Source organism: Vibrio chagasii, from assembly GCA_041879415.1.
Lineage (GTDB): Bacteria > Pseudomonadota > Gammaproteobacteria > Enterobacterales > Vibrionaceae > Vibrio.
Genome location: CP090851.1, coordinates 2,953,264 through 2,978,866, shown reverse-complemented (window position 1 = coordinate 2,978,866; position 25,603 = coordinate 2,953,264). Strand labels below are relative to the sequence as shown.

The window sequence follows — 25,603 nt, the reverse complement described above, 5'->3', positions numbered from 1 at the left end:
CTATTTCTTATTGTTAATGAAAAGCACTGGCGCAAAGATATTAATACCAAGAACCAGTAAATAGGTCAGTTTGAGGGGAATTAACTCCACCTGCATATACATGTAGACAATAGAGAATAGTAGAACTGTGATTAGGATTTTTAGCGCTTCGCCAGCATAGAACGACGCCGCAACTAACTTAGTCGCGCGAGCTCCACAAAAAAGGAAAGCACACACACAAAAAACCACATTCGCGATGACAAAAATACCGCCACCGATTAATGCAGCAAAACCCCAGTCAGGATTAACAGCTAAACCTAACCCTATCGCCACTAATATAACCGCGCTAAGCTCGATCAATAACATTTGCTTTGCAAGCACTCGTCCTGGTCTTGCTAACGCCGCTACCATGTATTCGTTCCTCTTTAAGCCCACTTTACCACTCGCTAAAAAGCGTGCTGAGAAATTGGCGAAAATTATACGTTCAGCCAAATCGATTGCAATAAGAACGCTGCAATCATTTACATTTTTGCATACAAACCGACAACTTTTGTACGAAATTACTTGTTTATTACATAATTGACCTAAATCAATTATCTCATTTAGTACTCTAATTTAGCAATAAGTTGCTCTAATTTGTGAGGCTCATCAAGAGTAATTGTCACTTTTGACTTACCGCTAACAGAACGAGTAACTGAAACGTTTGCTTGCAATTTTTCCGTGAGTCTTCGCGAAAGTTCGATAGCTTCTGTGTCTTCAGGCTTTGATTCTGGCTCAACGTCTGGTTTTAAACACTTTTTAACAAGTTGTTCAGTTTGACGCACGGTCATGTTTTTAGTCGCCGCAGTGTTCGCAGCCTCAACTTGGGTATCACCTTCGAGCGCAAGCAGTGCTCGAGCATGCCCCATTTCCAATTGTTTGTTGGAAACTAAACCTTTTACTTCATTTTCGAGCTGATTTAGACGTAATAAGTTACTAACCGTTGCTCTCGATTTACCAATCACATCAGCGACTTGCTGGTGCGTTAGTTCAAATTCATTCTGTAAGCGCTCTAGCGCTTGTGCTTCTTCGATAACATTCAGGTCTTCACGCTGAATATTCTCGATTAACGCCATCGCAATCGCGGCTTTGTCTTCCACTCGCTTGATAAGACACGGCACTTGCTTAAGGCCCGCTTGACGAGCCGCTCTCCAACGACGCTCACCCGCAATAATCTCATACTGATCTTGCGCTAATGGACGTACAACGATTGGCTGGATGATGCCTTGAGATTGAATGGAAGCCGCCAGCTCTTCTAGCGCTTCAGGCGCGATATCTTTACGCGGTTGATAAACACCTGGCTTCAAGCTACCAACAGCCAATTCTGTTAGCTCTCCATCAGCCGATAACGCCTGACTATGAGAAGCGACTTGCTGTTTTTCACGAGCCAATGAACTAGTTGCAAGCAGTGCATCTAGCCCTTTTCCTAAACCACGCTTAGACATTGAGCGAATTCCTTTGGTTAGACCTATACTGGGACTTCTTCACGACGCAACATTTCGCCTGCAAGAGCAAGATATGCCTTAGCACCAGCGGAATATTTGTCGTAGTACATTGCTGGTTTGCCGTGACTCGGCGCTTCAGCAAGACGTACATTTCTAGGGATCACGGTTCGGTAAACTTTGCTACCGAAGTGTTTTTTGAGTTGATCTGATACTTCGTTTGATAAGCGGTTGCGAGGATCATACATAGTACGCAGAAGACCTTCGATCTTCAGGTTCTCGTTAACCACCGCCGCAAGCTTGCTTATGGTATCCATCAACGCAGTTAAACCTTCAAGAGCAAAGTATTCACATTGCATTGGAACTAATACGGAATCGGCAGCTGCCATGGCATTAATTGTAAGAAGGTTTAATGAGGGTGGGCAATCAATAAAGATGAAATCATAATTATCGCGAATGGATGCGAGTGCGTTTTTAAGGCGAACTTCGCGCGCAAACACTTCCATTAGCTTGATTTCTGCCGCAGTAACATCACCGTTTGCGGCGATGAGGTCATAATTGCCAGATGTACTCCGGCAAACTACCTCATCAAATGGGGTGTCTTCAACCAACAAATCGTAAGCAGTTGCTTCAACCTGATATTTGTCGACACCGCTCGCCATAGTGGCATTACCTTGAGGATCGAGGTCAACAACCAATATCTTGCGTTTAGTTGCCGCCATTGATGCTGCTAAGTTAATGCAAGTTGTTGTTTTTCCTACGCCGCCCTTCTGGTTGGCAATTGCTACGATTCTACCCACTATGGCCTCGCTGATTATCCCTGACGCGATAAAGTTACTAGATGACGCTCTCCGTCAAGCTCTGGCACTCGCAAAGCTTTAATGTCTGTCACTGAACACCATTCAGGTAACAGGTCAATTTCGTCTCTAGGATGTTGTCCCTTAAGAGCCAAAAATACACCGGATTGCTCTTTAGGTAAATGGTGACACCACTCTACCATGTCTGTCATTGACGCAAATGCGCGACTGAGCACTGCATCAAACTTTTCTTCAGATTGAAACTCTTCAACACGGCTTTGAACTGGCACAACGTTGTCGATACCCAGCTCATGAACCACTTGTTTAATGAAACGAATACGCTTACCTAAACTATCTAGCAAGTAAAACTCGCAGTCTGGGTTCATGATTGAGAGCGGAATCCCAGGTAAGCCAGGTCCGGTGCCTACATCGATAAAGCGCTTACCCTGTAAGTGAGTGCTAACAATGATGCTATCTAAGATATGTTTCACCATCATTTCTAATGGGTCACGAACCGAAGTCAGGTTGTAAGCCTTGTTCCATTTGTTGAGTAATTCAACGTAGCCAACCAACTGGCTACGTTGTTTTTCAGATACTTCTAGGTCAGTCTGGCCAATCAGGTGATCCAGTTTTTCGCGTAATACGCTCATTATGCTTCCTCACCCTTTTTCAACAGGCCGTGTTTTTTCAAGTAAACCAGTAGAATTGAAATTGCCGCAGGTGTAATACCCGAAATACGAGAGGCAATACCAATTGAATCCGGTTTAGCGTTAGTTAGTTTTAGGACTACTTCGTTAGAAAGCCCTTTTACCTGGGTGTAATCAATATCAGCAGGCAGTTTGGTGTTTTCATGACGCAGTGATTTTTCAATTTCGTCTTGTTGACGCTGAATGTAGCCTTCGTACTTCACTTGGATCTCAACTTGCTCAGCCGCTTGTTGATCTTCCAATGCTGGAGCAAAACGATCCAGAGCCGTCAGTTGTGAATAAGTCATTTCAGGACGACGCAGAAGATCTTCACCGCTCGCTTCACGAGACATTGGTGTTTTTAGGATCTGGTTCAGCGCGCCAATATCTTCAGATTTTGGATTAATCCAAGTCTCTTTCAGACGCTGACGTTCTTTCTCCATGTTGTCCATCTTCTCATTGAATCGAGCCCAACGTGCATCATCAATCAAACCAAGTTCACGAGATTTTTCCGTCAGACGGATATCGGCGTTGTCTTCACGAAGCAACAGACGGTATTCCGCACGAGACGTAAACATACGGTACGGTTCTTTGGTGCCCATGGTTGATAGGTCGTCGATCAGAACGCCCATGTAAGCTTGGTCACGACGTGGGCTCCAGCCTTCTTTGCCTTGAGTAAACAGACTCGCGTTCAAACCAGCCATCAGACCTTGCGCAGCTGCTTCTTCATAACCAGTTGTACCGTTGATTTGACCAGCGAAGAACAGACCTTTAATAAACTTCGTTTCGTAAGTCAGTTTTAGGTCGCGAGGATCGAAGAAATCATACTCAATCGCGTAGCCAGGGCGCACGATGTGAGCATTTTCGAAGCCCTTCATTGAGCGAACAATTTGAACCTGTACATCAAACGGTAGACTAGTAGAGATACCATTCGGGTATAGCTCATGTGTCGTTAGGCCTTCAGGCTCAATAAAAATTTGGTGGCTGTTTTTATCAGCAAAACGCATCACTTTGTCTTCAATCGAAGGACAGTAGCGAGGACCAATACCCTCAATCACACCAGCGTACATCGGGCTGCGGTCAAGGTTGGCACGAATCACATCGTGCGTATTTTCATTGGTGTGCGTGATGTAACATGGGATTTGGCGTGGCTGTTGTGCTCGGCTGCCCATGAATGAGAAAACCGGTGTTGGGTTATCACCGTGCTGAACCTCAAGCTCAGAAAAATCAACACTACGCGCATCGATACGAGGAGGCGTGCCGGTTTTCAGGCGATCAACTCTAAATGGAAGATCACGAAGACGGTCAGCTAAAGCGATCGATGGTGGATCACCAGCACGACCACCAGAAGAACTTTCCATACCAATATGGATCTTACCGCCTAGGAATGTACCCACCGTCAGTACCACAGCATCAGCACGGAACTTAAGACCCATTTGGGTTACCACACCGACCACTTGATCCTGTTCAACGATCAGGTCATCAACCGATTGTTGGAACAAGGTTAGGTTTGGTGTGTTTTCAAGAACATTACGCACAAAGGCTTTGTAAAGCGCTCGGTCAGCTTGAGCGCGAGTTGCACGAACCGCAGGACCTTTTGACGCGTTTAGTGTTCTGAACTGAATACCTGCATGATCAATGGCTTGTGCCATCAAACCACCCATTGCATCGACCTCTTTCACCAAGTGGCCCTTACCGATACCACCGATAGCTGGGTTACAAGACATTTGTCCCAAGGTATCGATATTATGAGTAAGTAATAACGTACTTTGACCAGTACGTGCAGATGCGAGTGCGGCTTCCGTTCCTGCATGGCCGCCACCAACAACGATGACGTCAAATTTTTCGTGATAAAGCATGAACCGACCTCAGGTATTCAAACGTTTTCTAGACTGATAAAAAGGAGCGATATTCTACCTGTTTTCATAGCTTGAGAAAACGTTTTTGGAATTTTTCGATTAAGCTGTTTTTAATTAATATAGATAAGATCTTTAAAGAGATCTTTTATTGGATCTATTATTAGGATCGAAGCGGTCTGTGGATAAGTCGGAAATGATCAACGAGATCATGGATCTTTTTTGGATCAAATGGTGTGATCTAACTTTGATCAGGATGAGGATTAGCTGGGATCAAAATGGCTACTTATTCACAGGGGTAAATAGCTCTAAAACTTGTTATTTGGATAACTATAGGTTAATCACCGAATATGTATGATCTTATCCACAGCAGATCTTGAAAATAAATGGCTAATTTTCGGCTTTTACCCCAAAAAGTTATTCACAATCTCGATATTCAGGCACAAAAAAAGCGGCAAAAGCCGCTTTTTTAAGAGGATAGACGGTTAAAATTGGTCACTATGATCGTTAAACCACTCTTCTGCAGCGTCTTCAGGGACCGGAGTCTCCAAAACATCGATGGTAAAACAGTCAGAAATCGCCTGTCCGCCAAGTTTTGTTAATAACTCATGAGCGGTTTGGCCTGCTGCGCAGAAGGTGTCGTAGCTTGAATCACCAATGGCAATCACAGCAAAGCGAACCTTATCGAGTTGAGGTGCGTGCTCTGTCAGATCGGCTATGAATGGCTTGATATTGTCAGGGAATTCACCAGCGCCATGGGTCGATGTCACTACTAACCAGAAGCCTTGCTGAGGAATATCATTGTATTCAGGCTGGTTGTGTAGCGTTATCTCATGGCCTTGTTCTTCTAGAAGATCATTAAGGTGATCGCCAACGTATTCAGCGCCACCTAAGGTGCTACCTGTAATAATGTGGATCATTAAGCTGTCCTTACTATAGAAAAAGGCCGGCATCAGCCAGCCTTCTTGGGTTATTTACCAATACAGAATGAAGAGAAGATACGCCCCAACAGATCGTCTGAGCTGAACTCGCCCGTGATCTCATTAAGGTGTTGCTGAGTGATACGAAGCTCTTCCGCCAAGATTTCACCCGCCATGTAGCCTTCAAGTTGCTGCTGGCCAATATCGAGGTGCTCTGAGGCACGCTCAAGCGCATCCAAGTGACGACGGCGAGCCATAAAGCCACCTTCATGACCACCAGCAAAGCCCATACACTCTTTTAGGTGACTACGTAGGGCATCCACGCCTTGACCTGTTTTTGCGGACAAGCGAATCAGAGTTGGATCGTTCACGTGACAAATCCCGAGCTCTTCATTGGTTTGATCCGCTTTGTTGCGAATGACGGTCATCCCAATGTTATTTGGCAAACGATCAACGAAATCTGGCCAGATATCTTTCGGGTCTGTGGCATCGGTTGTAGTGCCATCCACCATAAATAGGACTCGGTCTGCTTGAGCTATTTCTTCCCAAGCACGCTCAATACCGATTTTTTCAACTTCGTCAGATGCATCACGCAGGCCTGCGGTATCGATAATATGCAGTGGCATACCATCAATATGGATGTGTTCTCGCAGTACATCACGTGTGGTACCAGCAATATCGGTCACGATTGCCGACTCTTTGCCTGACAGCGCGTTTAGTAGGCTAGATTTACCGGCATTTGGGCGACCAGCGATCACCACCTTCATGCCTTCACGCATGATAGCACCTTGGTTGGCTTCTTGGCGTACTGCCTCTAGGTTGTCGATGATAGCCTGTAAGTCAGCACTTACTTTACCGTCTGCCAGAAAGTCGATTTCTTCTTCTGGGAAGTCGATAGCCGCTTCAACATAGATACGCAGGTGAATCAGTGAATCGACTAGGGTGTTAATGCGTTTTGAGAACTCACCTTGAAGAGATTGCAGTGCGGATTTAGCCGCTTCTTCTGAGCTTGCGTCAATCAAGTCAGCGATCGCTTCGGCTTGGGTTAAGTCCATCTTGTCGTTTAAGAACGCACGCTCTGAGAACTCACCAGGACGAGCTGCACGCACACCAGAGATCCCCAGGATGCGTTTGATGAGCATATCCATAACCACTGGGCCACCGTGACCTTGCAGCTCTAGGACATCTTCACCGGTAAAAGAGTGCGGGTTAGGGAAGTAGAGCGCGATACCTTGGTCGAGCTCGATGCCATCGCCAGATTTAAAAGGTAGGTACTCAGCGTAGCGAGGCTTAAGTGTTTTTCCCGTTACTTCTAGGGCAACCTGAGTCGCTAATGGGCCGGAAACGCGGATAATACCGACGCCACCACGGCCGGGCGCGGTCGCTTGAGCAACAATCGTATCTGTAGTCATAGTTGTGCCTGCTAGCATGTGAACGCGAAAAAGGGCATTCACGATTAATCAATTAGCTGAATTGTAATCAGCTAAAAACAAAAAGGCGACCTTTTGGTCGCCTTTCTTTAGCTCTTTCTACTATCGAACTTACTTAGAATGTAAGCCTTTCTTTTCCAGCGCGCGGTAGATAAGCGTTTGCTGAATCAGAGTTACGATGTTCGATACTAGCCAGTAAAGAACCAGACCTGAAGGGAAGAACAGGAAGAAGAATGTGAACATAACCGGCATAAAGGTCATGATCTTCTGCTGCATTGGATCCGTTACAGTTGTCGGGCTCATCTTCTGGATTAGGAACATTGAAGCACCCATCAGAAGTGGCAAGATGTAGTATGGGTCTTGCGCTGAAAGGTCAGTAATCCAACCGAAGAACGGTGAGTGACGCAGTTCAACAGACTCCATTAGTGCCCAGTATAGCGAAATGAAGATAGGCATTTGCAGGAGGATAGGTAAACAGCCACCTAGTGGGTTTACTTTCTCTTTCTTGTAAAGCTCCATCATTTCTTGGCTCATGCGTTGACGGTCGTCGCCGATACGCTCACGCATTGCAGTCAGCTTAGGCTGAAGCATACGCATTTTCGCCATAGACGTGTACTGAGCTTTCGTTAGTGGGTACATAGCACCACGAACGATGAAAGTTAGGATGATGATTGCCACACCCCAGTTCGATACGAAGCTTTGAATGAACGAAAGCAGAGTATGAAGTGGTTTAGCAATGAACCATAGCCAGCCGTAATCTACTACCAAGTCTAGGTTTGGTGCAGTTGCTGCCATTTGGTCTTGAAGTTTTGGACCAACCCAAAGCGTTGCTTTAAAGCTTGCTTCGTCACCGTTAGCGATGGTTTTGTTCGGCATACGAACACCGATGTCGCCTAGGTTACCGATTACACGAGTGTAAAGGTTGCTGCCTGCTTCGTCGCGTGGGATCCAAGCACTTGCAAAGTAGTGTTGAATCATCGCTGCCCAACCTTGACCATTTGCTAGGTTAAGAGACAGGTTGCGATCTTGCATGTCGTCGAAGCTGTATTTCTTGTAACGCGTATCTTCCGTAGAGTAAGCACCACCACGGTAAGTTGGCATTGTTAGGCTACCGCCGTCATCCATAACGTTTTGACGTAGGTGAGCGTACATACCGAATGTCGCGTTGTTGCCAGAGTTGTTGACTACATCGTATTCAACGTCAATCGCGTAGCTGCCGCGCTTAAGGATGAATGTTTTTGTGTAATCTAGGCCGTTCGCTTGGTAAGTCATTGGGATGCGTAGTTCATCCTGACCGTCAGCCAGCGTAAAGCTGTCTGCTGAAACCGTGTAGCTAGGGCGGTTTGTGCTGCTAAGGTCGATACCTTGAGGACCAACTAGACCGCTTTGAGCGATAAATTGGTGGCCTGGTTCATTCTTAAGAAGAACAAAGCTCTCTTCAGAATCAAACTCAGCTGAGTAATCATTTAGGTCTGCTTTCACAACATCACCACCAACCGTATCAATTGACAGAGTCAGTACATCAGTGGTCACTGTGATAGTTTTTGCAGAAGAAGCAACTTGACCAGGAGCCGGGTCTAGATCATCTGCATAAGATGGCGCTGGTAGGGTGCTGCCAGATTGTGCCTGCTCAACCGCTTGTGGAGCTGGGTTCTTAGCTACATTCCATTGTTGGAAAAGTAGGAAAGAAACCAAAGCCAATGCGATTAACAGGATATTACGTTGAGAATCCATCGTTATTTATCTCTGTCTTGTTTTTGGACTGGTGGAACGGGGTCAAAGCCCCCATCGTTCAAAGGATGGCATTTTAATAGACGTTTGCCTGATAACCAACACCCTTTTACAAAACCGTGAGCTTTCAACGCTTCTATCGCATATAAAGAGCAGGTTGGAGTAAATCGGCAGCGTGGGCCGATGAGTGGACTAATAAACCATCTATAAAAATAGATGGGTATTAGCGCTATCCACGCGAAGGGCGAGACAGGCGAAGCCATAATTTGTCGAGTAGCTTGAACATTTCTTCATTGCTTAAATCTTGCGCGCTCTTCTTAGCGATTACAACAAAATCTTTGTTAGGAAGTTTGTGCTGAGTGTTACGAAAACTTTCACGAGTAAGACGCTTGAATCGATTACGACCCACGGCGGTTTTAATCTGTTTTTTCGGAACGGCTAATCCAAGGCGAGGATTTGAAAGAGAGTTATTTCGAGCAATGATGGTGAAATGAGGAGAGCCAGCTCGATGAGCTTGCTTGAAGACATTTTGATAATGTTCGGGAGTTAACAAGCGTAACTCCCGACCGAAGGCTAGCTTATTCAAAATAATCAAAGATTACTTAGAAAGACGCTTACGGCCTTTTGCACGACGTGCATTGATTGTTGCGCGACCGTTCTTAGTAGCCATGCGAGCACGGAAACCGTGAGTACGCTTACGCTTTAGAACTGTAGGTTGAAAAGTGCGTTTCATTGTAATTACCTTACTGATCAGTAGTTTTAGGTTTTTGTTAAACCCGGCGTGGGCATTTTTTCTCTTCTTTATATAAGAAAGGAAAACCGACGCCTCTCAACAAAGAGGCGGAATTGTAATCACTGTCACAAAAAGTGTCAATGATTGGGTTAACTAAAATTCCGGTCGGGGGATTATACGTAGAATAACTAAAATCACAAGGATCCTTAGTCGATCCCAACCTTATTTAGGAATTTTTTTAATTTAGGATCTTGTGGATTACCAAAAATATCCTGTGGAGATCCCTGCTCGACAATATGGCCGTCAGCCATGAAGATCACTCGGTCTGCGACCTCTCTAGCGAACTGCATTTCATGAGTAACCACCAGCATGGTTTGATGCTGGTTTGCCAATTTTTTCATCAGGTTAAGTACTTCGCCAACCCACTCAGGATCCAGCGCAGAAGTTGGTTCATCAAACAGTAAAAGCTCTGGTTGGAGTGCCATTGCACGGCCAATACCAACACGTTGCTGCTGACCGCCAGAAAGCGCTGCTGGGTAGCTGTCTGCTTTGTCACCTAGGCCGATATCATCCAGTATTTGTTGTGCTTTTTCATAGGCTTGCTGCTTCTTCCAACCACGCACTGTAATCAAACCTTCAGCAATGTTCTGCTTGGCGGTTTGGTGAGCAAATAGGGCATAGTTTTGGAAAACAAAGCCAGTCTTACGTCGCAGTGCTAGCACCTCTGCTTTGGTATGCTTTTGGGCATCGACTTTGATGTCATCAATCGAGATCGTGCCTTGGTCGGCTTGCTCAAGAAAGTTCACACAGCGCAGTAGTGTCGACTTACCTGTACCACTCGAACCTATGATAACAATGATCTCACCTTGCTTGATTTCTAGGTCGATCCCTTTGAGAACTTCGGTGTCACCAAAGTGCTTGTGGATATTTTGTAATTTGATCATCGTACGTATGCCTTATTCAGTTTCACTTCGGCCCAGATTTGAATACGAGTTAGGATAACCACCACACCCCAGTAAATAAGAGCAACTGCCAAGAAAGCCTCGAAGAAACGGAAGCTTGAAGATGCCTCCATTTGAGCCTTAGCCATAATCTCAGCCACGCCTAGCGTAAAGGCAAGTGAGGTCGATTTGATCATGTCGATGAAGTAGTTCATCAGAGAAGGCAGAGCGACACGGGTCGCTTGCGGCAAGATCACTCGGCGCATCGCTTGGCTCGTCGTCATACCTACCGAAAGGCTCGCTTCCATCTGGCTGCGATCAATACCGATAATCGCGGCGCGAATACTTTCTGCCATGTAAGCGGCAAAGTGCAGGGTTAAACCAATGACTGCAGCACTGAATGCATCTAAGCCAACCATCCACGGGAACACCTGAGGTAAACCGTAATAAAGGAGGAATAGCTGAACCAGAAGTGGGGTGCCACGGAAGAAGCTAATATAAAGTTGGCTGAGTTGGTCGAGTACTGGGATTTTGAACACACGAATGTTTGCCAGTATCACAGACAGGATCAGAGCAAAGAACAAGCCCCAAATCGCCATCTCCATGGTGGTGCCAAGATACTTCAACAGTATCGGTAGCAGCTCTAGCATGTAGTTAAAATCAAATCCCATAATCTATCTCGTATTTTTATTGGAAGCCGCGTGATATCAAGCGTTTTTATCAGTGATATAAAAGCAAAAGCCCACCGCTGTATAAAGCAGTGGGCCTTGAATGGAGAGTGAGTGATTACTTCTGAGTAATGTCCGCACCAAACCATTTCTGAGAGATACTTTCTAGCGTACCATCTGCGCGCATTGCTGCTAATGCTTCGTTTACTTCGGCTTGTAGTTTCTTACCGTTATCGTTGTCTACGAAAGGCCAAGCATTTTCAATCGTTTCGAATGGCTGACCTGCTAGCTGTAATGGTAGACCAGTCTTCTTGATAAGCTCTAGTGCAGATAGGCGATCCATAACGAATGCATCGGCACGGCCAAGAGCGACATCGTGTTCAATGCCTGTGTCGTAGGTTTTCACGTTGATCTTGCCATCTTTGTCGTAGCTGCGTAGCAGTTGTTCAAAGTTCGAGCCTAGGTTTACCGCAACCGTTTTGCCTTCAAGGTCTTCGATACCTTTAATGCTGTCATTACCCTTACGAACGGTAATTTGTGCGCCGTCTACTACGTATGGGTCTGCGAATAGGTATTTCGCTTTACGTGCATCCGTCATTGTAATTTGGTTAGAAATGGTATCAATTCGACCCGTTTCAAGAAGACCAAACAGACCAGAGAAGTTCGCTGTCACGTACTCAACCTTGTAGTCGTTACGTTTACCGATCTCATCCCATAAATCCACTTCAAAACCTTGTAGCTGGTCTTGTTTAACAAAAGTAAATGGGAAGTAGCGACCAGACATGCCGACTTTAACTTCAGTCGCAGCTTGAACAGTAGCAGCAGAGAGTGCGATAGCCGCAATTGCAGCCTTAATCCAGTTATTCATTTGGTAACTCCTTATATTTATGGGATTGGATGTTACTGGTAAATTGCTCGATAGAATAAATAACCAGATGTTATTAACCATAACTAGATCGCATTCTCGTTTTGGGGATAACTAGCAAGGATCCGGGCATAAGTGGATCGTTGTGTGAGTAAATTAGGGGCAAGATGTGCGGATCCGCCGGTTAATTACAAATTTATTGTGAATAACTTGGATCTTATTCACTGGATCTGTGATCAATTGCTGGTGATCTGACTTATCAACAGGTAAAATTAGCAGTCATTTCATATTACTTAAATAGAGTGGGGGCACCGTGTCATCTTCGCTTTGGTTGCAGTGTTTGCAACAGCTTCAAGAAGAGTTACCAGCTACAGAATTCAGTATGTGGGTTCGTCCGTTACAAGCGGAGCTCAATGACAATACTCTAACTCTATTTGCACCGAACCGTTTCGTACTCGATTGGGTTCGTGATAAGTACTTAAATAGCATTAACCGTCTGCTGCAAGAATATTGCGGCAACGATATCCCGCATCTGCATTTTGAAGTAGGCAGCAAGCGTGTATCGGCACCTAAGCCGGCAACACCTGCATCGGCTCCTGCGCCAACTCGTACTGCTGCAGATGTAGCGGCAGAGTCTTCGGCGCCTGCACAGCTGCAAGCTCGTAAGCCTGTTCATAACACATGGCGCGATGAAGAGCCTGTGGATGTGGACATCAACCACCGTTCAAACGTCAACCCTAAGCACAAGTTCAATAACTTCGTTGAGGGTAAGTCGAACCAACTTGGTTTGGCTGCAGCACGTCAGGTGGCAGATAACCCAGGCGCGGCATACAACCCACTATTTCTATACGGTGGCACCGGCCTAGGTAAAACTCACTTGTTGCACGCGGTAGGTAATGCCATTGTTGATGGCAAGCCGAATGCAAAAGTGGTTTACATGCACTCTGAGCGTTTTGTTCAGGATATGGTTAAAGCGCTACAAAACAATGCGATCGAAGAATTCAAACGCTACTACCGTAGTGTTGATGCATTGCTTATCGATGACATCCAATTCTTCGCGAATAAAGAGCGTTCTCAAGAAGAGTTCTTCCATACCTTTAATGCGCTGCTTGAAGGCAACCAACAGATCATCCTAACTTCTGACCGTTATCCAAAAGAGATCAACGGCGTAGAAGATCGTCTTAAATCTCGTTTCGGTTGGGGTTTGACGGTTGCGATCGAGCCACCAGAGCTTGAGACGCGTGTTGCGATCTTAATGAAGAAAGCAGAAGACCATCAAATCCACCTTGCAGATGAAGTGGCATTCTTTATTGCTAAGCGTCTGCGTTCTAACGTTCGTGAGCTCGAAGGCGCACTGAACCGTGTTATCGCGAATGCGAACTTCACTGGTCGTCCAATCACTATCGATTTCGTGCGTGAAGCGCTACGTGATCTACTGGCACTGCAAGAGAAGCTGGTTACTATCGATAATATTCAGAAGACCGTTGCTGAGTACTACAAAATCAAAGTGGCGGACCTGCTGTCTAAGCGTCGCTCTCGTTCTGTTGCTCGTCCACGTCAATTGGCGATGGCATTGGCGAAAGAGCTGACTAACCACAGCTTGCCTGAGATTGGTGATGCATTTGGTGGTCGTGACCACACCACGGTACTGCACGCTTGCCGTAAGATTGCTCAGCTGCGTGAAGAGAGCCACGACATTAAAGAAGATTATTCGAACTTGATTCGTACCCTTTCTTCTTAATACACAGTATTCTTAACCTTAATAAGCAGAATCTTGGTCACGCACCTATGTTGCGTGCCATTTAGACCGTAAGAGCAAGATATGAAATTTACCATTGAACGTAGTCATCTGATTAAGCCGTTACAACAAGTGTCTGGCGCGCTAGGTGGCAGGCCAACACTTCCAATTCTAGGAAACCTACTGATTAAGGTAGAAGATAACGTGTTGTCGATGACAGCAACGGACCTAGAAGTTGAACTGATTAGCCGTGTAACGCTTGAAGGTGATTTCGAAGCGGGCAGCATTACAGTACCTTCTCGTAAATTCCTAGATATCTGCCGTGGTTTACCTGATAACTCAGTGATCACTGTGGTATTGGATGGCGACCGTGTTCAAGTACGCTCTGGTCGTAGCCGTTTTTCACTGGCAACTTTGCCAGCGGCCGATTTTCCTAATATTGAAGACTGGAGCAGCGAAGTTGAAGTGTCTGTGACACAAGCTGAACTGCGTGGTCTTATCGAAAAAACTCAATTCTCAATGGCGAACCAAGACGTTCGTTACTACCTCAACGGTATGTTGTTTGAGATTGAAGGTTCGACTTTACGCAGTGTGGCGACTGATGGTCACCGTATGGCGGTATCGCAAGCTCAGCTTGGTGCTGATTTTGCACAGAAGCAGATCATCGTGCCTCGTAAAGGTGTGCAAGAGCTAGTGAAGCTATTGGATGCGCCTGAGCAACCAGTAACGCTGCAAATTGGTAACTCAAACGTGCGTGCTGAAGTGAACAACTATGTCTTCACTTCGAAGCTGGTTGATGGTCGCTTCCCTGATTATCGCCGCGTAATGCCGCAAAATACCACCAAGACACTAGAAGCTGGCTGTGATGAACTACGTTCAGCGTTCTCTCGTGCAGCGATTCTGTCGAATGAAAAATTCCGTGGTGTTCGCGTGAACCTTGCAGATAGCGAGATGCGCATTACCGCCAACAACCCAGAGCAAGAAGAAGCCGAAGAGATGCTAGACGTGACTTATGATGGTGACGCGCTAGAGATCGGCTTCAACGTAAGCTATGTACTTGATGTATTGAATACACTGCGTTGTGAACAGGTTCGTATCTCAATGTCAGACGCGAACGCGAGTGCCTTGATTGAAAATGCACAAGATGACAGCGCAATGTACGTTGTTATGCCAATCCGTCTATAGAGTTGGTGCCATCGTTAATGATTAATATGATGATGCTATGCCACTCTCTCGTCTAATCGTTAAGCAGTTTAGAAATATTGAAGCCTGTGACATTCAACCGTCATCAGGCTTTAACTTTCTTATAGGGCCTAACGGAAGCGGTAAAACCAGTGTCCTTGAAGCGGTATATCTGCTCGGCCACGGTCGCTCATTTAAGAGTTCCCTAACGGGACGCATCATACAAAATGAGTGTAGCGAGCTGTTTGTGCACGGCCGTTTTATGACCTCGGATCAATTTGAGCTGCCAATTGGCATTAATAAGCAGCGCGATGGTACAACAGAGGTTAAAATAAGCGGTCAAACTGGGCAAAAACTCGCGCAGTTAGCGCAAGTCTTACCTTTGCAGTTGATTCACCCGGAAGGGTTTGATTTACTGACAGATGGACCTAAGCATCGACGCGCATTCATTGATTGGGGAGTCTTCCACAGTGAATCGGGTTTCTATGATGCATGGGGCAGGGTAAAGCGCCTCAATAAGCAGCGAAACGCCTTATTGAAAACGGCAACACACTATCGAGAGCTGAGCTACTGGGACCAAGAACTGGCCTGTTTAGCGGAAAGCATCAGTGAGTGGCGTGCCACCTACGTCAATCAGCTTAAAGAAGTCGCCGAAGAGATCTGCGCGACCTTCCTACCTGAGTTTGAGATAAAGATTAACTATTATCGCGGCTGGGACAAAGATACCCCATACGCCGAGATATTAGAGAAGAATTTTGAAAGGGATCAGCAGCTTGGTTACACCTTTAGTGGACCAAACAAAGCGGACCTGAAGATAAAAGTGAACGGCACTCCAGTGGAAGATGTCTTGTCACGAGGTCAATTGAAGTTGATGGTGTGTGCGTTGCGAGTAGCACAAGGGCAGCACCTCACTCAAATGACAGGTAAGCAGTGCATCTATTTAATAGATGACTTCGCTTCCGAATTAGATAGCCAACGCCGCGCACGTCTTGCTGAGTGTTTAAAGGCGACCGAGGCTCAAGTTTTTGTAAGCTCTATTACCGCTGATCAGATTGCAGATATGCATGATGAAAATAGCAGGATGTTTCATGTGGAACATGGCAAAATAGAGCAAGGATAATTAGTCAGAGAGTAACTATGTCAGATAATTACGATTCATCGAGTATTAAGGTACTGAAGGGTCTGGATGCGGTTCGTAAGCGTCCTGGAATGTACATTGGCGACACGGATGATGGTACCGGTCTGCACCACATGGTCTTCGAGGTAGTAGATAACTCTATTGATGAAGCGCTTGCTGGTCACTGTAATGACATCATTGTTACTATCCATGAAGACAATTCAGTATCGGTACGCGATGACGGCCGTGGTATTCCAACTGAAATTCACCCAGAAGAGAACGTGTCTGCTGCTGAAGTAATCATGACGGTTCTTCACGCTGGTGGTAAGTTCGATGATAACTCATACAAGGTATCAGGTGGCTTGCACGGTGTAGGTGTTTCAGTAGTAAATGCACTGTCTAAGCAGGTTACTCTTACTATCCACCGCGGTGGTCAAATCCATACTCAAACGTACCACCACGGTGAGCCTCAAGCGCCACTAGCTGTGATTGGTGATACGGACAAAACGGGTACAGAAATCCGTTTCTGGCCAAGTGAAGAGACATTCTCAAATGTACTTTTCCACTACGATATTCTAGCTAAACGTCTACGTGAACTGTCGTTCCTAAACTCAGGCGTTTCTATCAAGCTAATTGATGAGCGTGAAGAAGATAAATCGGATCACTTCATGTTTGAAGGTGGTATTCAGGCGTTCGTTGATCACCTAAACACCAACAAAACACCAATCATCCAAAAAATCTTCCACTTCGACCACGAACGTGAAGATGGCATTACTGTTGAAGTAGCAATGCAATGGAACGATGGTTACCAAGAGAACATCTACTGTTTCACCAATAACATACCTCAACGTGATGGTGGTACTCACCTTGCTGGTTTCCGTGCTGCGCTGACGCGTACTCTGAACAGCTTCATGGATAAGGAAGGCTTCTCTAAGAAAGCGAAGACAGCAACATCGGGTGATGATGCTCGTGAAGGTCTGACTGCAGTTATCTCGGTAAAAGTGCCAGATCCTAAGTTCTCTAGCCAAACTAAAGACAAGCTGGTTTCTTCTGAAGTGAAATCTGCCGTTGAACAAGCGATGGGTGAAAAACTGTCTGAGTTCCTGATCGAGAACCCAACAGAAGCGAAAACCGTTTGTACTAAAATTATCGATGCAGCACGAGCTCGTGATGCAGCGCGTAAAGCACGTGAAATGACTCGCCGTAAAGGTGCTTTAGACCTAGCGGGCCTACCAGGCAAGCTTGCAGACTGTCAGGAAAAAGACCCTGCACTGTCTGAACTATACATAGTGGAGGGTGACTCGGCAGGCGGCTCCGCAAAACAAGGCCGTAACCGTAAGAACCAAGCGATTCTTCCACTAAAAGGTAAGATCCTAAACGTAGAGAAAGCACGTTTCGACAAGATGCTTTCTTCACAAGAGGTAGCAACGCTGATCACTGCTCTTGGCTGTGGTATCGGCCGCGACGAATACAACCCAGATAAGCTGCGTTACCACAACATCATCATCATGACCGATGCCGATGTCGATGGTTCGCACATTCGTACGCTACTATTGACCTTCTTCTACCGTCAAATGCCAGAGCTTATTGAGCGTGGCTACATCTACATTGCTCAGCCACCGCTTTACAAAGTGAAGAAAGGTAAGCAAGAGCAGTACATCAAAGATGAAGATGCAATGAACCAATACCAAGTGGCATTGGCTCTAGACAACGCAGCGCTACACGTAAACCCTGATGCACCAGCATTGGCAGGTGAAGCACTAGAAAAGCTAGTTCAGCAATACAACTCTGGTATCAAGCTAGTGGAGCGTATGAGCCGCCGTTACCCACATGCTCTAATGCATGAAATGATCTACATGCCTCGTCTAACTGCAGAGCAGTGTCACGATGAGTCAGCAGTAGAGGCATGGGGCAAGCAGCTAGTAGAACAACTGAACGCGAAAGAGGTTGGTGCAAGCCAGTACTCTCTAGAAGTTGAGAAGCATGAAGAGCTAGGTCTAAGCCTACCTAAGATTGTGGTTCGTACTCACGGTGTGACACACGAACACGCGCTAAGCGTTGATCTGTTTAACTCGAAAGAGTACGGCAAGCTAGCAAGCCTATCAGAAGCGTTAGATGGCCTGATTGAAGAGGGTGCTTACATCAAACGTGGTGAGCGTACTCAAGCAGTATCAAACTTTGTTGAAGCGTTGAACTGGTTGATTAAAGAGTCTCGTCGTGGTCTAAGCCTACAACGATACAAAGGTCTAGGTGAGATGAACCCAGATCAGCTTTGGGAAACCACAATGGACCCAGAGACACGTCGCATGATGCAAGTAACGATTGAAGATGCGGTTGGCGCTGACCAACTGTTCACGACGCTAATGGGTGACCAAGTTGAGCCTCGTCGTAACTTCATCGAAGAGAATGCATTGAAAGTAGCCAACTTAGACGTTTAGATTGTTTTCTCTTCGTTGGATGAACTGATTTCTGTGTCGAAGGTGCTCATTTATGCTTATAAATTCCGCGCCTTCTCCTTGAACTAAGCTCATCTAGCTTCGATAAAAATAATCTAAAGATTTTAAAGAGACTGTCAGAAATGGCGGTCTTTTTTGTTTTTAAGTGATTGAAAAATATTGAATTGCAAAAATAATTGAAAATAATCCCTTGAAACTATTTTGCTTAATCCATATATCTATTTGTGAAGAGGATGACTGTCTTGCTCTACAAGAGAAGAAACAGAACCTTCATTACCGCTGACGAAGTATCGCTCAACAGAGGATAACTTTAGCAGCACACAACTTAAAAATTGATTCACTGTCATGTCCCAGTGTTGTCGCCAATAGAGGTGAAACCCGAGGAATGCAAATTGAATCTCTTAGCTGTTTACTTGGTCTCATACACAGGTTCGATCTAAGTAAAATTCGCAGCTAAGACTATTGCTTACTAAAAGGATAGCATTATGAGAACTGTAGATTTCACTCCACTTTACCGCAACGCAATCGGCTTCGATCGTCTATTCAACATGATGGAAGCGAACACATCGAAGAATACTTCTGGCGGTTACCCTCCATACAACATCGAGCAAAAAGACGAGAACAACTACCGTATCACTATGGCTGTTGCTGGTTTTGCTGATGACCAATTAGACCTGACTCAGAAAGAGAACATGCTAATTGTTAAAGGTGAGCGTAAACCTGAAGCAGAAAAAACCTATGTGTACCAAGGTATCGCAGAGCGTGATTTCGAGCGTAAATTCCAACTAGCAGACTACGTAAAAGTGGTAGGTGCGAGTATGGAAAATGGTCTTCTTCACATCGACCTAGAGCGCGAAATCCCAGAAGCGATGCAACCACGTAAGATTGCAATCAATGGTAATAGCCTACTAGAAGGTTAATACCCGTCATACTTGAATCTACAGCGTTGTTGACGTCGTAAATTCCCCCTAATCACATAGGTTCCCTATGCTCATAGGGCTGAATTTTCTAGTCGCCTAGCTGAACCCCCAATTATTTAGGGTATTCAAGTGACAAAACTATCGGGAAGTAAAAGTGAAAGAGCACCTATGAGGTGCTCTTTTTGTTTGTCTCTCTCTAACGTCATTCCACAGAGGGAGGAACGACCGAATAGGGAATCTCTATTTGCTTTCGCTGTAAGCCTTTTTCACTTCTTCAGCAATGATCGCAATACCCTTCTGCATTGCTTCATCGTCTTGTACGTAGTTCATACGTAGGCACTGATGAGCATGATCCCACTCGTCTTCTTGGCCGATAAAGAAGTATTCACCTGGAACAATCAATACACCGCGAGCTTTTAATCTGTCGTACAGTTCCATGGTGGTGATTGGTAGTTCATCAAACCATAGCCACAAGAAGATAGCGCCTTCAGGTTTGTGAATACGGAAACGTGGGTCATCAATCGCTTCTTGCAGCAGTTCAACGGCGCGCAAAGACTTCTCTTTATAGAAAGGCTTGATCACTTCGCTGCTTAAGCGCAGCAGGTCATCGTTTTCAATCATGTGGTTGGCGATAGCAGGGCCTACACTGTTTGGTGCTAAGCTGATGATGCCATTCATGTTGGTTAGCGCTTGGGTTACTTCTTCGCTCGCAATCACGATACCACAACGCACACCTGGCAAACCAAGCTTAGAAAGGCTCATGCACAGAATCGTGTTTTCATTCCAGAATGGTTCCACATCTTCAAAGATGATGTTTGGAAATGGTAGGCCGTAAGCATTGTCGATCAGCAGTGGGATGTTGTTGTCACGCGCCAGCTTATCCAGTTTACGCACTTCTTCGTCGGTCAGTACGTTACCGGTTGGGTTGGTTGGGCGAGATGCACAGATAGCAGCGACTGAGTCATCCACTTTTAGCTGTTCGAAATCGACGTGGTATTTGAACTGGCGGTTTTCTAGCAGCTCGATCTCAGGGTGGTAAGAGATAAAAATATCGTCATCAATCCCTGCGTCACCGTAGCCGATGTATTCGGGTGCGATTGGCAGCAAGATTTTCTTGTGAGAACCGTCAGGTTGTTGGCCTGCTAGTAGGTTGAACAGGTAGAAGAAGCCGCTTTGGCTGCCGTTAGTTAGGCTGATGTTCTTCTCGCTGATATCCCAGCCATAGGTCTCTTTCAGCATTGCCGCTAGAGACTTAATAAAGCTGTCTTTGCCTTGTGGGCCATCGTAGTTGGCGAGGGCGGCGATGAGTTCTCCACTGGCGAGCATGTTTGCACTGGCTTGGTTAAAGTAATCGAGCATGGCAGGGATAGCGGCTGGGTTGCCACCACCAAGCATGATTGCGCCAGGAGTGCGCAGGCCATCATTCAAATCATCCATCAAACGAGTGATTCCAGAGTAACGATTAAACTTTTCACCAAACTTAGAGAACTGCATTACTTATTTTACCTAATTCATTGTGATTGCTTGTTATGTGTCATTAAGGCAGACCTTATGTCTGCCATCAGTGTAATCCTTGAACATACCGCAATGTTTTTGCGACGCATAGCGCCAAATGCTCTAACACGTAAAAAACTTCTATAAAGTTTGGCTAATGAGTGACTGCTTGCTTATTGCACTGGTTTTTGAGATCAAAAAGGAGAAGCCTAAGCTTCTCCATGAGTTTTGACTGTTTAAACCTACTGGCTTATTTCGCTCCGGTATACACAACCAACACCTTGTCATCTTCGTATTGACGTTCGAAGGCGTAATAGCCCTTGCTGTTGCGGATAATGTGCTTCCCTTGCGCGACAGCTGGGTGGCGCTGACGGAATTGGCCAAGTGCTTGCCAGTGCTTTAACAGCTCAGCTCGCTCTCCGGCTATTTGCTCCCAAGGCATGTCTGAACGAGTACCCTGCATAGGGTCGGAACCCGTTGGGCCGAAATCACGGGCGATTTCATCTCCGTAATAGATCTGGACTGCACCCGGAGCCAACATCAATGCGTTTGCCGCTTTGGTCTGTTTGGCAAAGTCACTGCCGTGCTGCGTCCAGAATAGCGAGGTGTCGTGAGAGGATAAGTAACTCAACACGTTGAACTCGCTGTCACTGTTGATCTTCTCTGCGTAGCGAAGGTAATCAGCGTCGAGATCAGACAAACATTTGAGCGCCTTTGGTGCGATATCACTCTGGAATTCGAAGTTGATGATCGAATCAAATCCGTTGGCGAAGTAATCTGATTTCACCACGCTGTGTGCCCACACTTCGCCGGTCATCCAAAATGGTAAGTCATCTAAGGCTTTGTCAGGGTTATTCTGTTTCCATTCAGCCAGTGCTTGGTTGGCGCTCTCTTTTAGCTCTGCCCAGGCTTCGAGCTCAACGTGTTTTGCGGTATCGACTCTAAAACCATCCACGCCGTATTCACGAACCCAGTCTGAAAGCCAAGTGATGAGGTGGTCACGGGGTGTTTTGAGTTCATCAGTCGCGCTGGTGGATTTGTTGCGATAGAAGTTTGGTAGCCCTGTGGTTTCCGTCGATTCTGTTTTGAAATCAGGTAAGTGCGCCAATGACATGGTCAGGTTGTTGTAACCCGGAGAGTCGTAAGCACCGATATCGCTGCGCAGCCAGGCTTTGCCCCACCACTTTTCCCACGCTTCTTTATCGCCGTAAGAGATGTAGTTGTTGAAGTAGTGCCAGTTCTGACCTTTTGCGGGTTGCCAATCTGTCCAGTTATCACCAAGCGTTTTTGTTGCTTCTTCATCACTCAGGTTGAGCTTACCAAAGTCGAACTCCTGCATATCGGCCAGGGTAGCGTAGCCAGTATGGTTCATGACTATGTCCCAAACGACACGAATACCTTTGCTGTGCGCAGTATCGATGAAGGTTTTTAGCTCGTCTTCGGTACCCATGTTGCCATCAAGTTTGGTCCAATCTTGATGGTAGTAACCATGGTAGCCATAATGTTTGAAATCACCACGGTCACCGCCGCCAACCCAACCATGTATCTGCTCTAAGGGAGAGGTAATCCAGATAGCATTAGCACCGAGTGACTCTATGTAGTCGAGTTTTTCGGTTAAGCCTGCTAGGTCACCGCCATGGAATGTGCCGATTTCATCGTGTCCGTCTTGGCTACGGCCGTAGCTATTGTCGTTGTCAGGGTTGCCGTTGTGGAAGCGGTCGGTCATCACGAAGTAGACCGTGGCATTATCCCAACTAAAATCTGCTTTGGTTTCAGGCTCAACCTTTTCTAGTAATAAGACGCCTTGGCTACTTTCAGCTGGTTGTATGGTGATACTGCCGTTAGTGACCGTTGTTTGTATTCCGGAAAGGGCATCTCTGATCAAGGTGCCATCATCAAAGGTTTGAGCAACATTGATGGTGGTTGGCCCGTCACTAGGAACCGGACAAGCAAAGCTTTGGGCTTGTTGCTGTTTTGGTTTTATTTGAACCGTTAACTCATTGGTTTGCGGGTTGAGTGTAAATTGGTAGGTATTCGCGCGAAAGACCTTAATAGCGAGCTCTGATTTCTCAGCGCAATCGTCTAGGCGAAGGGGTTTATTGAATTTAATGCGACTCTCTTCCGCCAGTGCATAGTTGGTGCCACAGGTATTTTTACTGTCGCTGATAGAGAAGGTATAGCTACCTTTAGCGAGTTCCTGTTCTGCGATTACAGTGCCTTTGCCTGACGATTCGAATACCACGGTCTCGTTATCAATCGTCAGTAATAGGTTGTTGTCGCTGGTTTGGCTGCATGCGCTGAGTGCAAGCATTGAAAGTGCGAGTACTGTTTTTTTCATTGTTCCCTTCCCCTGAATAAACAGGTCAGTTATAGCAAACAATGCCCTATACAGTCTGAGTGCTGATTCATTCAGTTAATCAATAACACCTCTACAAACAAATGCTTGGTTCACAAAAACAAAAAGGGAAGCTTTCGCTTCCCTTTGGGTGTTTACCTTTTGTTGCTCAGAGCATCGCTTTGAACAGCTTTCTCACTCGTACTTATTTTTGTAGTAGAGAGATGTCAGCAATCTGTAGGAACAGGTTACGTAGGTTATTCAGTAGTGTCAGACGGTTCTTCTTAAGTGCTTCGTCATCAGCCATAACCATTACGTTATCGAAGAACGCATCAACAGGCTCACGTAGAGCTGCTAGCTTGCTTAGGGCTTCTTGGTAGTTACCTGTCGCGAATGCTGGCTCTAGTGCTTCTGTCATTACAGCAACGTTTTCAGCCAGTGCTTTCTCTGCATCTTCTTGAAGAAGTGCTAGATCGATATCTGCTGCTAGCTCACCATCGAATTTCGCAAGGATGTTACCTACACGTTTGTTCGCTGCTGCTAGTGCTTCTGCCGCTTCTAGTTCACGGAAGTGAGAAACCGCTTTAACACGTTGGTCAAAGTCAGTTGGCTTAGTTGGACGGTTAGCTAGTACTGCCTGGATGATATCCACGCTGAAACCAGCATCTTGGTACCATGCGCGGAAACGACCTAGCATGAAGTCGATAACGTCAGCTTCTACGTTGTCGTTGGTTAGCTTGTCGCCTAGTAGTTCTTTCGCTTTTGCGATCAGATCTGTTAGGTCTAGGTTGTAGCCGTTTTCAACGATAATACGTAGTACACCTAGTGATGCACGACGTAGAGCAAATGGGTCAGAACCTTTTGGAGCCTGGCCAATACCGAAGATACCTACGATAGTGTCTAGCTTGTCTGCCATTGCTACTGCAGAAGAAATGCCAGTGCTTGGTAGGTCATCACCTGCGAAACGAGGCATGTACTGCTCGTAAAGTGCTAGTGCAACTTGCTCGTCTTCACCATCGTGAGTCGCGTAGTGCATGCCCATAACACCCTGAGTATCCGTGAATTCGAATACCATAGAGGTCATTAGGTCACATTTCGCTAGTAGACCTGCGCGCTTAGATTTCTCAACGTCAGCATCGATCTGCTCAGCAATATAGCCAGCAAGCTCTGTGATGCGGTCTGTTTTGTCTTTGATAGTACCAAGCTGCTTCTGGAAGATAGCTTGGTCTAGTTCTGGAAGACGGTCGATTAGAGGACGCTTACGGTCTGTGTTGAAGAAGAATTCAGCATCAGCAAGACGTGGGCGTACAACCTTCTCGTTACCTTCGATAACATGGCGAGGCTCTTTAGACTCAATGTTTGATACGAAGATAAAGTTAGGAAGTAGTTTCTTGTTTTCATCGTAAACAGGGAAGTATTTTTGGTCACCCTTCATGGTGTAAACCAAAGCTTCAGAAGGAACTTTTAGGAACTCTTCTTCAAACTTAGCTGTTAGTACTACTGGCCATTCAACCAGAGACGTTACTTCTTCAACAAGGTCATCTTCTAGGTCAGCTTTACCGCCAACCGCTGCTGCTGCTTTTTGCGAATCAGCTAGGATGATTGCCTTACGCGCTTCGTAATCTGCCATTACTTTACCGCGCTCTTCTAGGATCGCTGGGTATTGCTCTGCAGAATCGATAGTGAACTCTTGTTCACCCATGAATCGGTGACCACGGATAGTGCGGCCAGATGCTACGCCTAGAATCTCACCTTCGATAAGGTCAGCGCCCATTAGCATAGTCAGTGTTTTAACCGGACGGATGAACTGAGTCGTCTTGTTACCCCAGCGCATTGGCTTAGCGATAGGCAGGTTACCTAGAGCTTTAGCCGCTAGCTCAACAACGATTTCAGACGTTGCTTGGCCTTTTACTTCTTGTTTGAAAAGAAGCCACTCGCCTTTGTCTGTTACTAGACGGTCAGCTTCTTCAACCGTGATGCCGTTACCACGAGCCCAACCTTGAGCAGCTTTTGTTGCGTTGCCGTCAGCATCGAATGCTACAGAAACTGCAGGGCCGCGTTTTTCAACAACTTTGTCTTCTTGGCCTTCAGCCAGTGCTGCTACTTTAAGAGCAAGACGACGAGGTGCTGCGTACCACTTCACGCCTTCGTGCGCTAGGTTTGCGCCTTTAAGCTCAGCTTCGAAGTTTGCTGCGAATGCTTCTGCTAGAGTGCGAAGTTGCGTTGGTGGTAGCTCTTCAGTACCTAGTTCAATTAGAAATTCTTTAGCCATGA

The 25,603-nt window shown here is 46.0% G+C and carries 22 protein-coding genes; 5 read left to right on the top strand and 17 right to left on the bottom strand.

From position 1 onward, the window contains the following. From L0991_13370 to L0991_13305, 14 genes are all read right to left on the bottom strand, one after another. Window positions 1-390 (bottom strand): F0F1 ATP synthase subunit I, encoded by a 390-nt coding sequence (locus L0991_13370; protein XGB62352.1) that lies wholly within the window; start codon window positions 388-390, stop codon window positions 1-3. A 191-nt stretch (window positions 391-581) separates the two neighbouring features. Beyond that, window positions 582-1,463, bottom strand: a complete 882-nt coding sequence (locus L0991_13365) for a ParB/RepB/Spo0J family partition protein (protein XGB62351.1) — start codon at window positions 1,461-1,463, stop codon at window positions 582-584. Window positions 1,464-1,486: 23 nt separating this feature from the next. After that, a complete protein-coding gene (locus tag L0991_13360; GenBank protein ID XGB62350.1) occupies window positions 1,487-2,260 on the bottom strand; it encodes a ParA family protein in 774 nt (257 codons plus the stop codon). A 14-nt stretch (window positions 2,261-2,274) separates the two neighbouring features. After that, on the bottom strand, window positions 2,275-2,907 hold the full coding sequence (gene rsmG / locus L0991_13355; GenBank protein ID XGB62349.1) for a 16S rRNA (guanine(527)-N(7))-methyltransferase RsmG: 633 nt from the start codon (window positions 2,905-2,907) through the stop codon (window positions 2,275-2,277). Then, the gene (mnmG, locus tag L0991_13350; protein ID XGB62348.1) at window positions 2,907-4,802 is read right to left on the bottom strand and encodes a tRNA uridine-5-carboxymethylaminomethyl(34) synthesis enzyme MnmG; all 1,896 of its coding nucleotides are present in this window, start codon (window positions 4,800-4,802) and stop codon (window positions 2,907-2,909) included. The genes rsmG and mnmG overlap by 1 nt, the downstream gene beginning before the upstream one ends. Window positions 4,803-5,284: 482 nt before the next feature. Then, window positions 5,285-5,719, bottom strand: coding sequence for an FMN-binding protein MioC (gene mioC / locus L0991_13345; protein XGB62347.1), 435 nt, complete (start codon window positions 5,717-5,719; stop codon window positions 5,285-5,287). A 50-nt stretch (window positions 5,720-5,769) separates the two neighbouring features. Further along, on the bottom strand, window positions 5,770-7,131 hold the full coding sequence (gene mnmE / locus L0991_13340; GenBank protein ID XGB62346.1) for a tRNA uridine-5-carboxymethylaminomethyl(34) synthesis GTPase MnmE: 1,362 nt from the start codon (window positions 7,129-7,131) through the stop codon (window positions 5,770-5,772). A gap of 129 nt (window positions 7,132-7,260) precedes the next feature. After that, window positions 7,261-8,883 (bottom strand): membrane protein insertase YidC, encoded by a 1,623-nt coding sequence (gene yidC, locus L0991_13335; GenBank protein XGB62345.1) that lies wholly within the window; start codon window positions 8,881-8,883, stop codon window positions 7,261-7,263. A 2-nt stretch (window positions 8,884-8,885) separates the two neighbouring features. Then, on the bottom strand, window positions 8,886-9,143 hold the full coding sequence (yidD, locus tag L0991_13330; protein XGB62344.1) for a membrane protein insertion efficiency factor YidD: 258 nt from the start codon (window positions 9,141-9,143) through the stop codon (window positions 8,886-8,888). Beyond that, window positions 9,110-9,433 (bottom strand): ribonuclease P protein component, encoded by a 324-nt coding sequence (rnpA, locus tag L0991_13325; protein ID XGB62343.1) that lies wholly within the window; start codon window positions 9,431-9,433, stop codon window positions 9,110-9,112. Before rnpA ends, yidD begins: the two co-directional genes overlap by 34 nt. A gap of 45 nt (window positions 9,434-9,478) precedes the next feature. After that, window positions 9,479-9,613 carry a 50S ribosomal protein L34 gene (rpmH, locus tag L0991_13320; protein XGB62342.1) on the bottom strand — a complete coding sequence of 45 codons (135 nt, stop codon included), beginning with the start codon at window positions 9,611-9,613 and terminating at the stop codon, window positions 9,479-9,481. Between the two features lie 206 nt (window positions 9,614-9,819). Then, window positions 9,820-10,557, bottom strand: coding sequence for an amino acid ABC transporter ATP-binding protein (locus L0991_13315; GenBank protein ID XGB62341.1), 738 nt, complete (start codon window positions 10,555-10,557; stop codon window positions 9,820-9,822). Then, window positions 10,554-11,225 carry an amino acid ABC transporter permease gene (locus tag L0991_13310; protein XGB62340.1) on the bottom strand — a complete coding sequence of 224 codons (672 nt, stop codon included), beginning with the start codon at window positions 11,223-11,225 and terminating at the stop codon, window positions 10,554-10,556. Before L0991_13310 ends, L0991_13315 begins: the two co-directional genes overlap by 4 nt. Before the next feature lie 115 nt (window positions 11,226-11,340). After that, entirely contained in the window at window positions 11,341-12,090 is a 750-nt protein-coding gene (locus L0991_13305) for an amino acid ABC transporter substrate-binding protein (protein ID XGB62339.1), read from the bottom strand. 310 nt (window positions 12,091-12,400) lie between these two features. On the opposite strand from L0991_13305, the gene dnaA reads away from it, so the two are divergent. The 5 genes from dnaA to L0991_13280 all read left to right on the top strand — a co-directional run bounded on the left by dnaA (window position 12,401) and on the right by L0991_13280 (window position 19,500). Continuing rightward, window positions 12,401-13,828, top strand: coding sequence for a chromosomal replication initiator protein DnaA (gene dnaA / locus L0991_13300; protein XGB62338.1), 1,428 nt, complete (start codon window positions 12,401-12,403; stop codon window positions 13,826-13,828). Window positions 13,829-13,909: 81 nt separating this feature from the next. Further along, window positions 13,910-15,010, top strand: coding sequence for a DNA polymerase III subunit beta (gene dnaN / locus L0991_13295; GenBank protein ID XGB62337.1), 1,101 nt, complete (start codon window positions 13,910-13,912; stop codon window positions 15,008-15,010). A gap of 37 nt (window positions 15,011-15,047) precedes the next feature. Next, window positions 15,048-16,127: a DNA replication/repair protein RecF gene (gene recF / locus L0991_13290; GenBank protein ID XGB62336.1), complete on the top strand. Its 1,080-nt coding sequence runs from the start codon at window positions 15,048-15,050 to the stop codon at window positions 16,125-16,127. Window positions 16,128-16,144: 17 nt separating this feature from the next. Next, on the top strand, window positions 16,145-18,562 hold the full coding sequence (gyrB, locus tag L0991_13285) for a DNA topoisomerase (ATP-hydrolyzing) subunit B (protein ID XGB62335.1): 2,418 nt from the start codon (window positions 16,145-16,147) through the stop codon (window positions 18,560-18,562). A gap of 503 nt (window positions 18,563-19,065) precedes the next feature. Then, window positions 19,066-19,500, top strand: a complete 435-nt coding sequence (locus tag L0991_13280) for an Hsp20 family protein (GenBank protein ID XGB62334.1) — start codon at window positions 19,066-19,068, stop codon at window positions 19,498-19,500. A gap of 240 nt (window positions 19,501-19,740) precedes the next feature. Here the strand turns inward: L0991_13280 and L0991_13275 are convergent, their stop codons facing one another. The 3 genes from L0991_13275 to glyS all read right to left on the bottom strand — a co-directional run bounded on the left by L0991_13275 (window position 19,741) and on the right by glyS (window position 25,601). Then, entirely contained in the window at window positions 19,741-20,994 is a 1,254-nt protein-coding gene (locus tag L0991_13275; protein ID XGB62333.1) for a valine--pyruvate transaminase, read from the bottom strand. A 250-nt stretch (window positions 20,995-21,244) separates the two neighbouring features. Further along, entirely contained in the window at window positions 21,245-23,332 is a 2,088-nt protein-coding gene (locus L0991_13270; protein ID XGB62332.1) for an alpha-amylase, read from the bottom strand. Between the two features lie 202 nt (window positions 23,333-23,534). Next, a complete protein-coding gene (gene glyS / locus L0991_13265; protein XGB62331.1) occupies window positions 23,535-25,601 on the bottom strand; it encodes a glycine--tRNA ligase subunit beta in 2,067 nt (688 codons plus the stop codon). Between the last annotated feature and the right edge of the window lie 2 nt (window positions 25,602-25,603).

Bases quoted from the DNA above. Each gene is read 5' to 3' on its own strand.
- L0991_13370 (XGB62352.1), bottom strand. From the start codon at position 390: ATGGTAGCGGCGTTAGCAAGACCAGGACGAGTGCTTGCAAAGCAAATG.
- L0991_13365 (XGB62351.1), bottom strand. From the start codon at position 1,463: ATGTCTAAGCGTGGTTTAGGAAAAGGGCTAGATGCACTGCTTGCAACT.
- rsmG (XGB62349.1), bottom strand. From the start codon at position 2,907: ATGAGCGTATTACGCGAAAAACTGGATCACCTGATTGGCCAGACTGAC.
- mnmG (XGB62348.1), bottom strand. From the start codon at position 4,802: ATGCTTTATCACGAAAAATTTGACGTCATCGTTGTTGGTGGCGGCCAT.
- mioC (XGB62347.1), bottom strand. From the start codon at position 5,719: ATGATCCACATTATTACAGGTAGCACCTTAGGTGGCGCTGAATACGTT.
- mnmE (XGB62346.1), bottom strand. From the start codon at position 7,131: ATGACTACAGATACGATTGTTGCTCAAGCGACCGCGCCCGGCCGTGGT.
- yidC (XGB62345.1), bottom strand. From the start codon at position 8,883: ATGGATTCTCAACGTAATATCCTGTTAATCGCATTGGCTTTGGTTTCT.
- yidD (XGB62344.1), bottom strand. From the start codon at position 9,143: ATGGCTTCGCCTGTCTCGCCCTTCGCGTGGATAGCGCTAATACCCATC.
- rpmH (XGB62342.1), bottom strand. From the start codon at position 9,613: ATGAAACGCACTTTTCAACCTACAGTTCTAAAGCGTAAGCGTACTCAC.
- L0991_13315 (XGB62341.1), bottom strand. From the start codon at position 10,557: ATGATCAAATTACAAAATATCCACAAGCACTTTGGTGACACCGAAGTT.
- L0991_13310 (XGB62340.1), bottom strand. From the start codon at position 11,225: ATGGGATTTGATTTTAACTACATGCTAGAGCTGCTACCGATACTGTTG.
- L0991_13305 (XGB62339.1), bottom strand. From the start codon at position 12,090: ATGAATAACTGGATTAAGGCTGCAATTGCGGCTATCGCACTCTCTGCT.
- dnaN (XGB62337.1), top strand. From the start codon at position 13,910: ATGAAATTTACCATTGAACGTAGTCATCTGATTAAGCCGTTACAACAA.
- recF (XGB62336.1), top strand. From the start codon at position 15,048: ATGCCACTCTCTCGTCTAATCGTTAAGCAGTTTAGAAATATTGAAGCC.
- gyrB (XGB62335.1), top strand. From the start codon at position 16,145: ATGTCAGATAATTACGATTCATCGAGTATTAAGGTACTGAAGGGTCTG.
- L0991_13280 (XGB62334.1), top strand. From the start codon at position 19,066: ATGAGAACTGTAGATTTCACTCCACTTTACCGCAACGCAATCGGCTTC.
- L0991_13275 (XGB62333.1), bottom strand. From the start codon at position 20,994: ATGCAGTTCTCTAAGTTTGGTGAAAAGTTTAATCGTTACTCTGGAATC.
- L0991_13270 (XGB62332.1), bottom strand. From the start codon at position 23,332: ATGAAAAAAACAGTACTCGCACTTTCAATGCTTGCACTCAGCGCATGC.
- glyS (XGB62331.1), bottom strand. From the start codon at position 25,601: ATGGCTAAAGAATTTCTAATTGAACTAGGTACTGAAGAGCTACCACCA.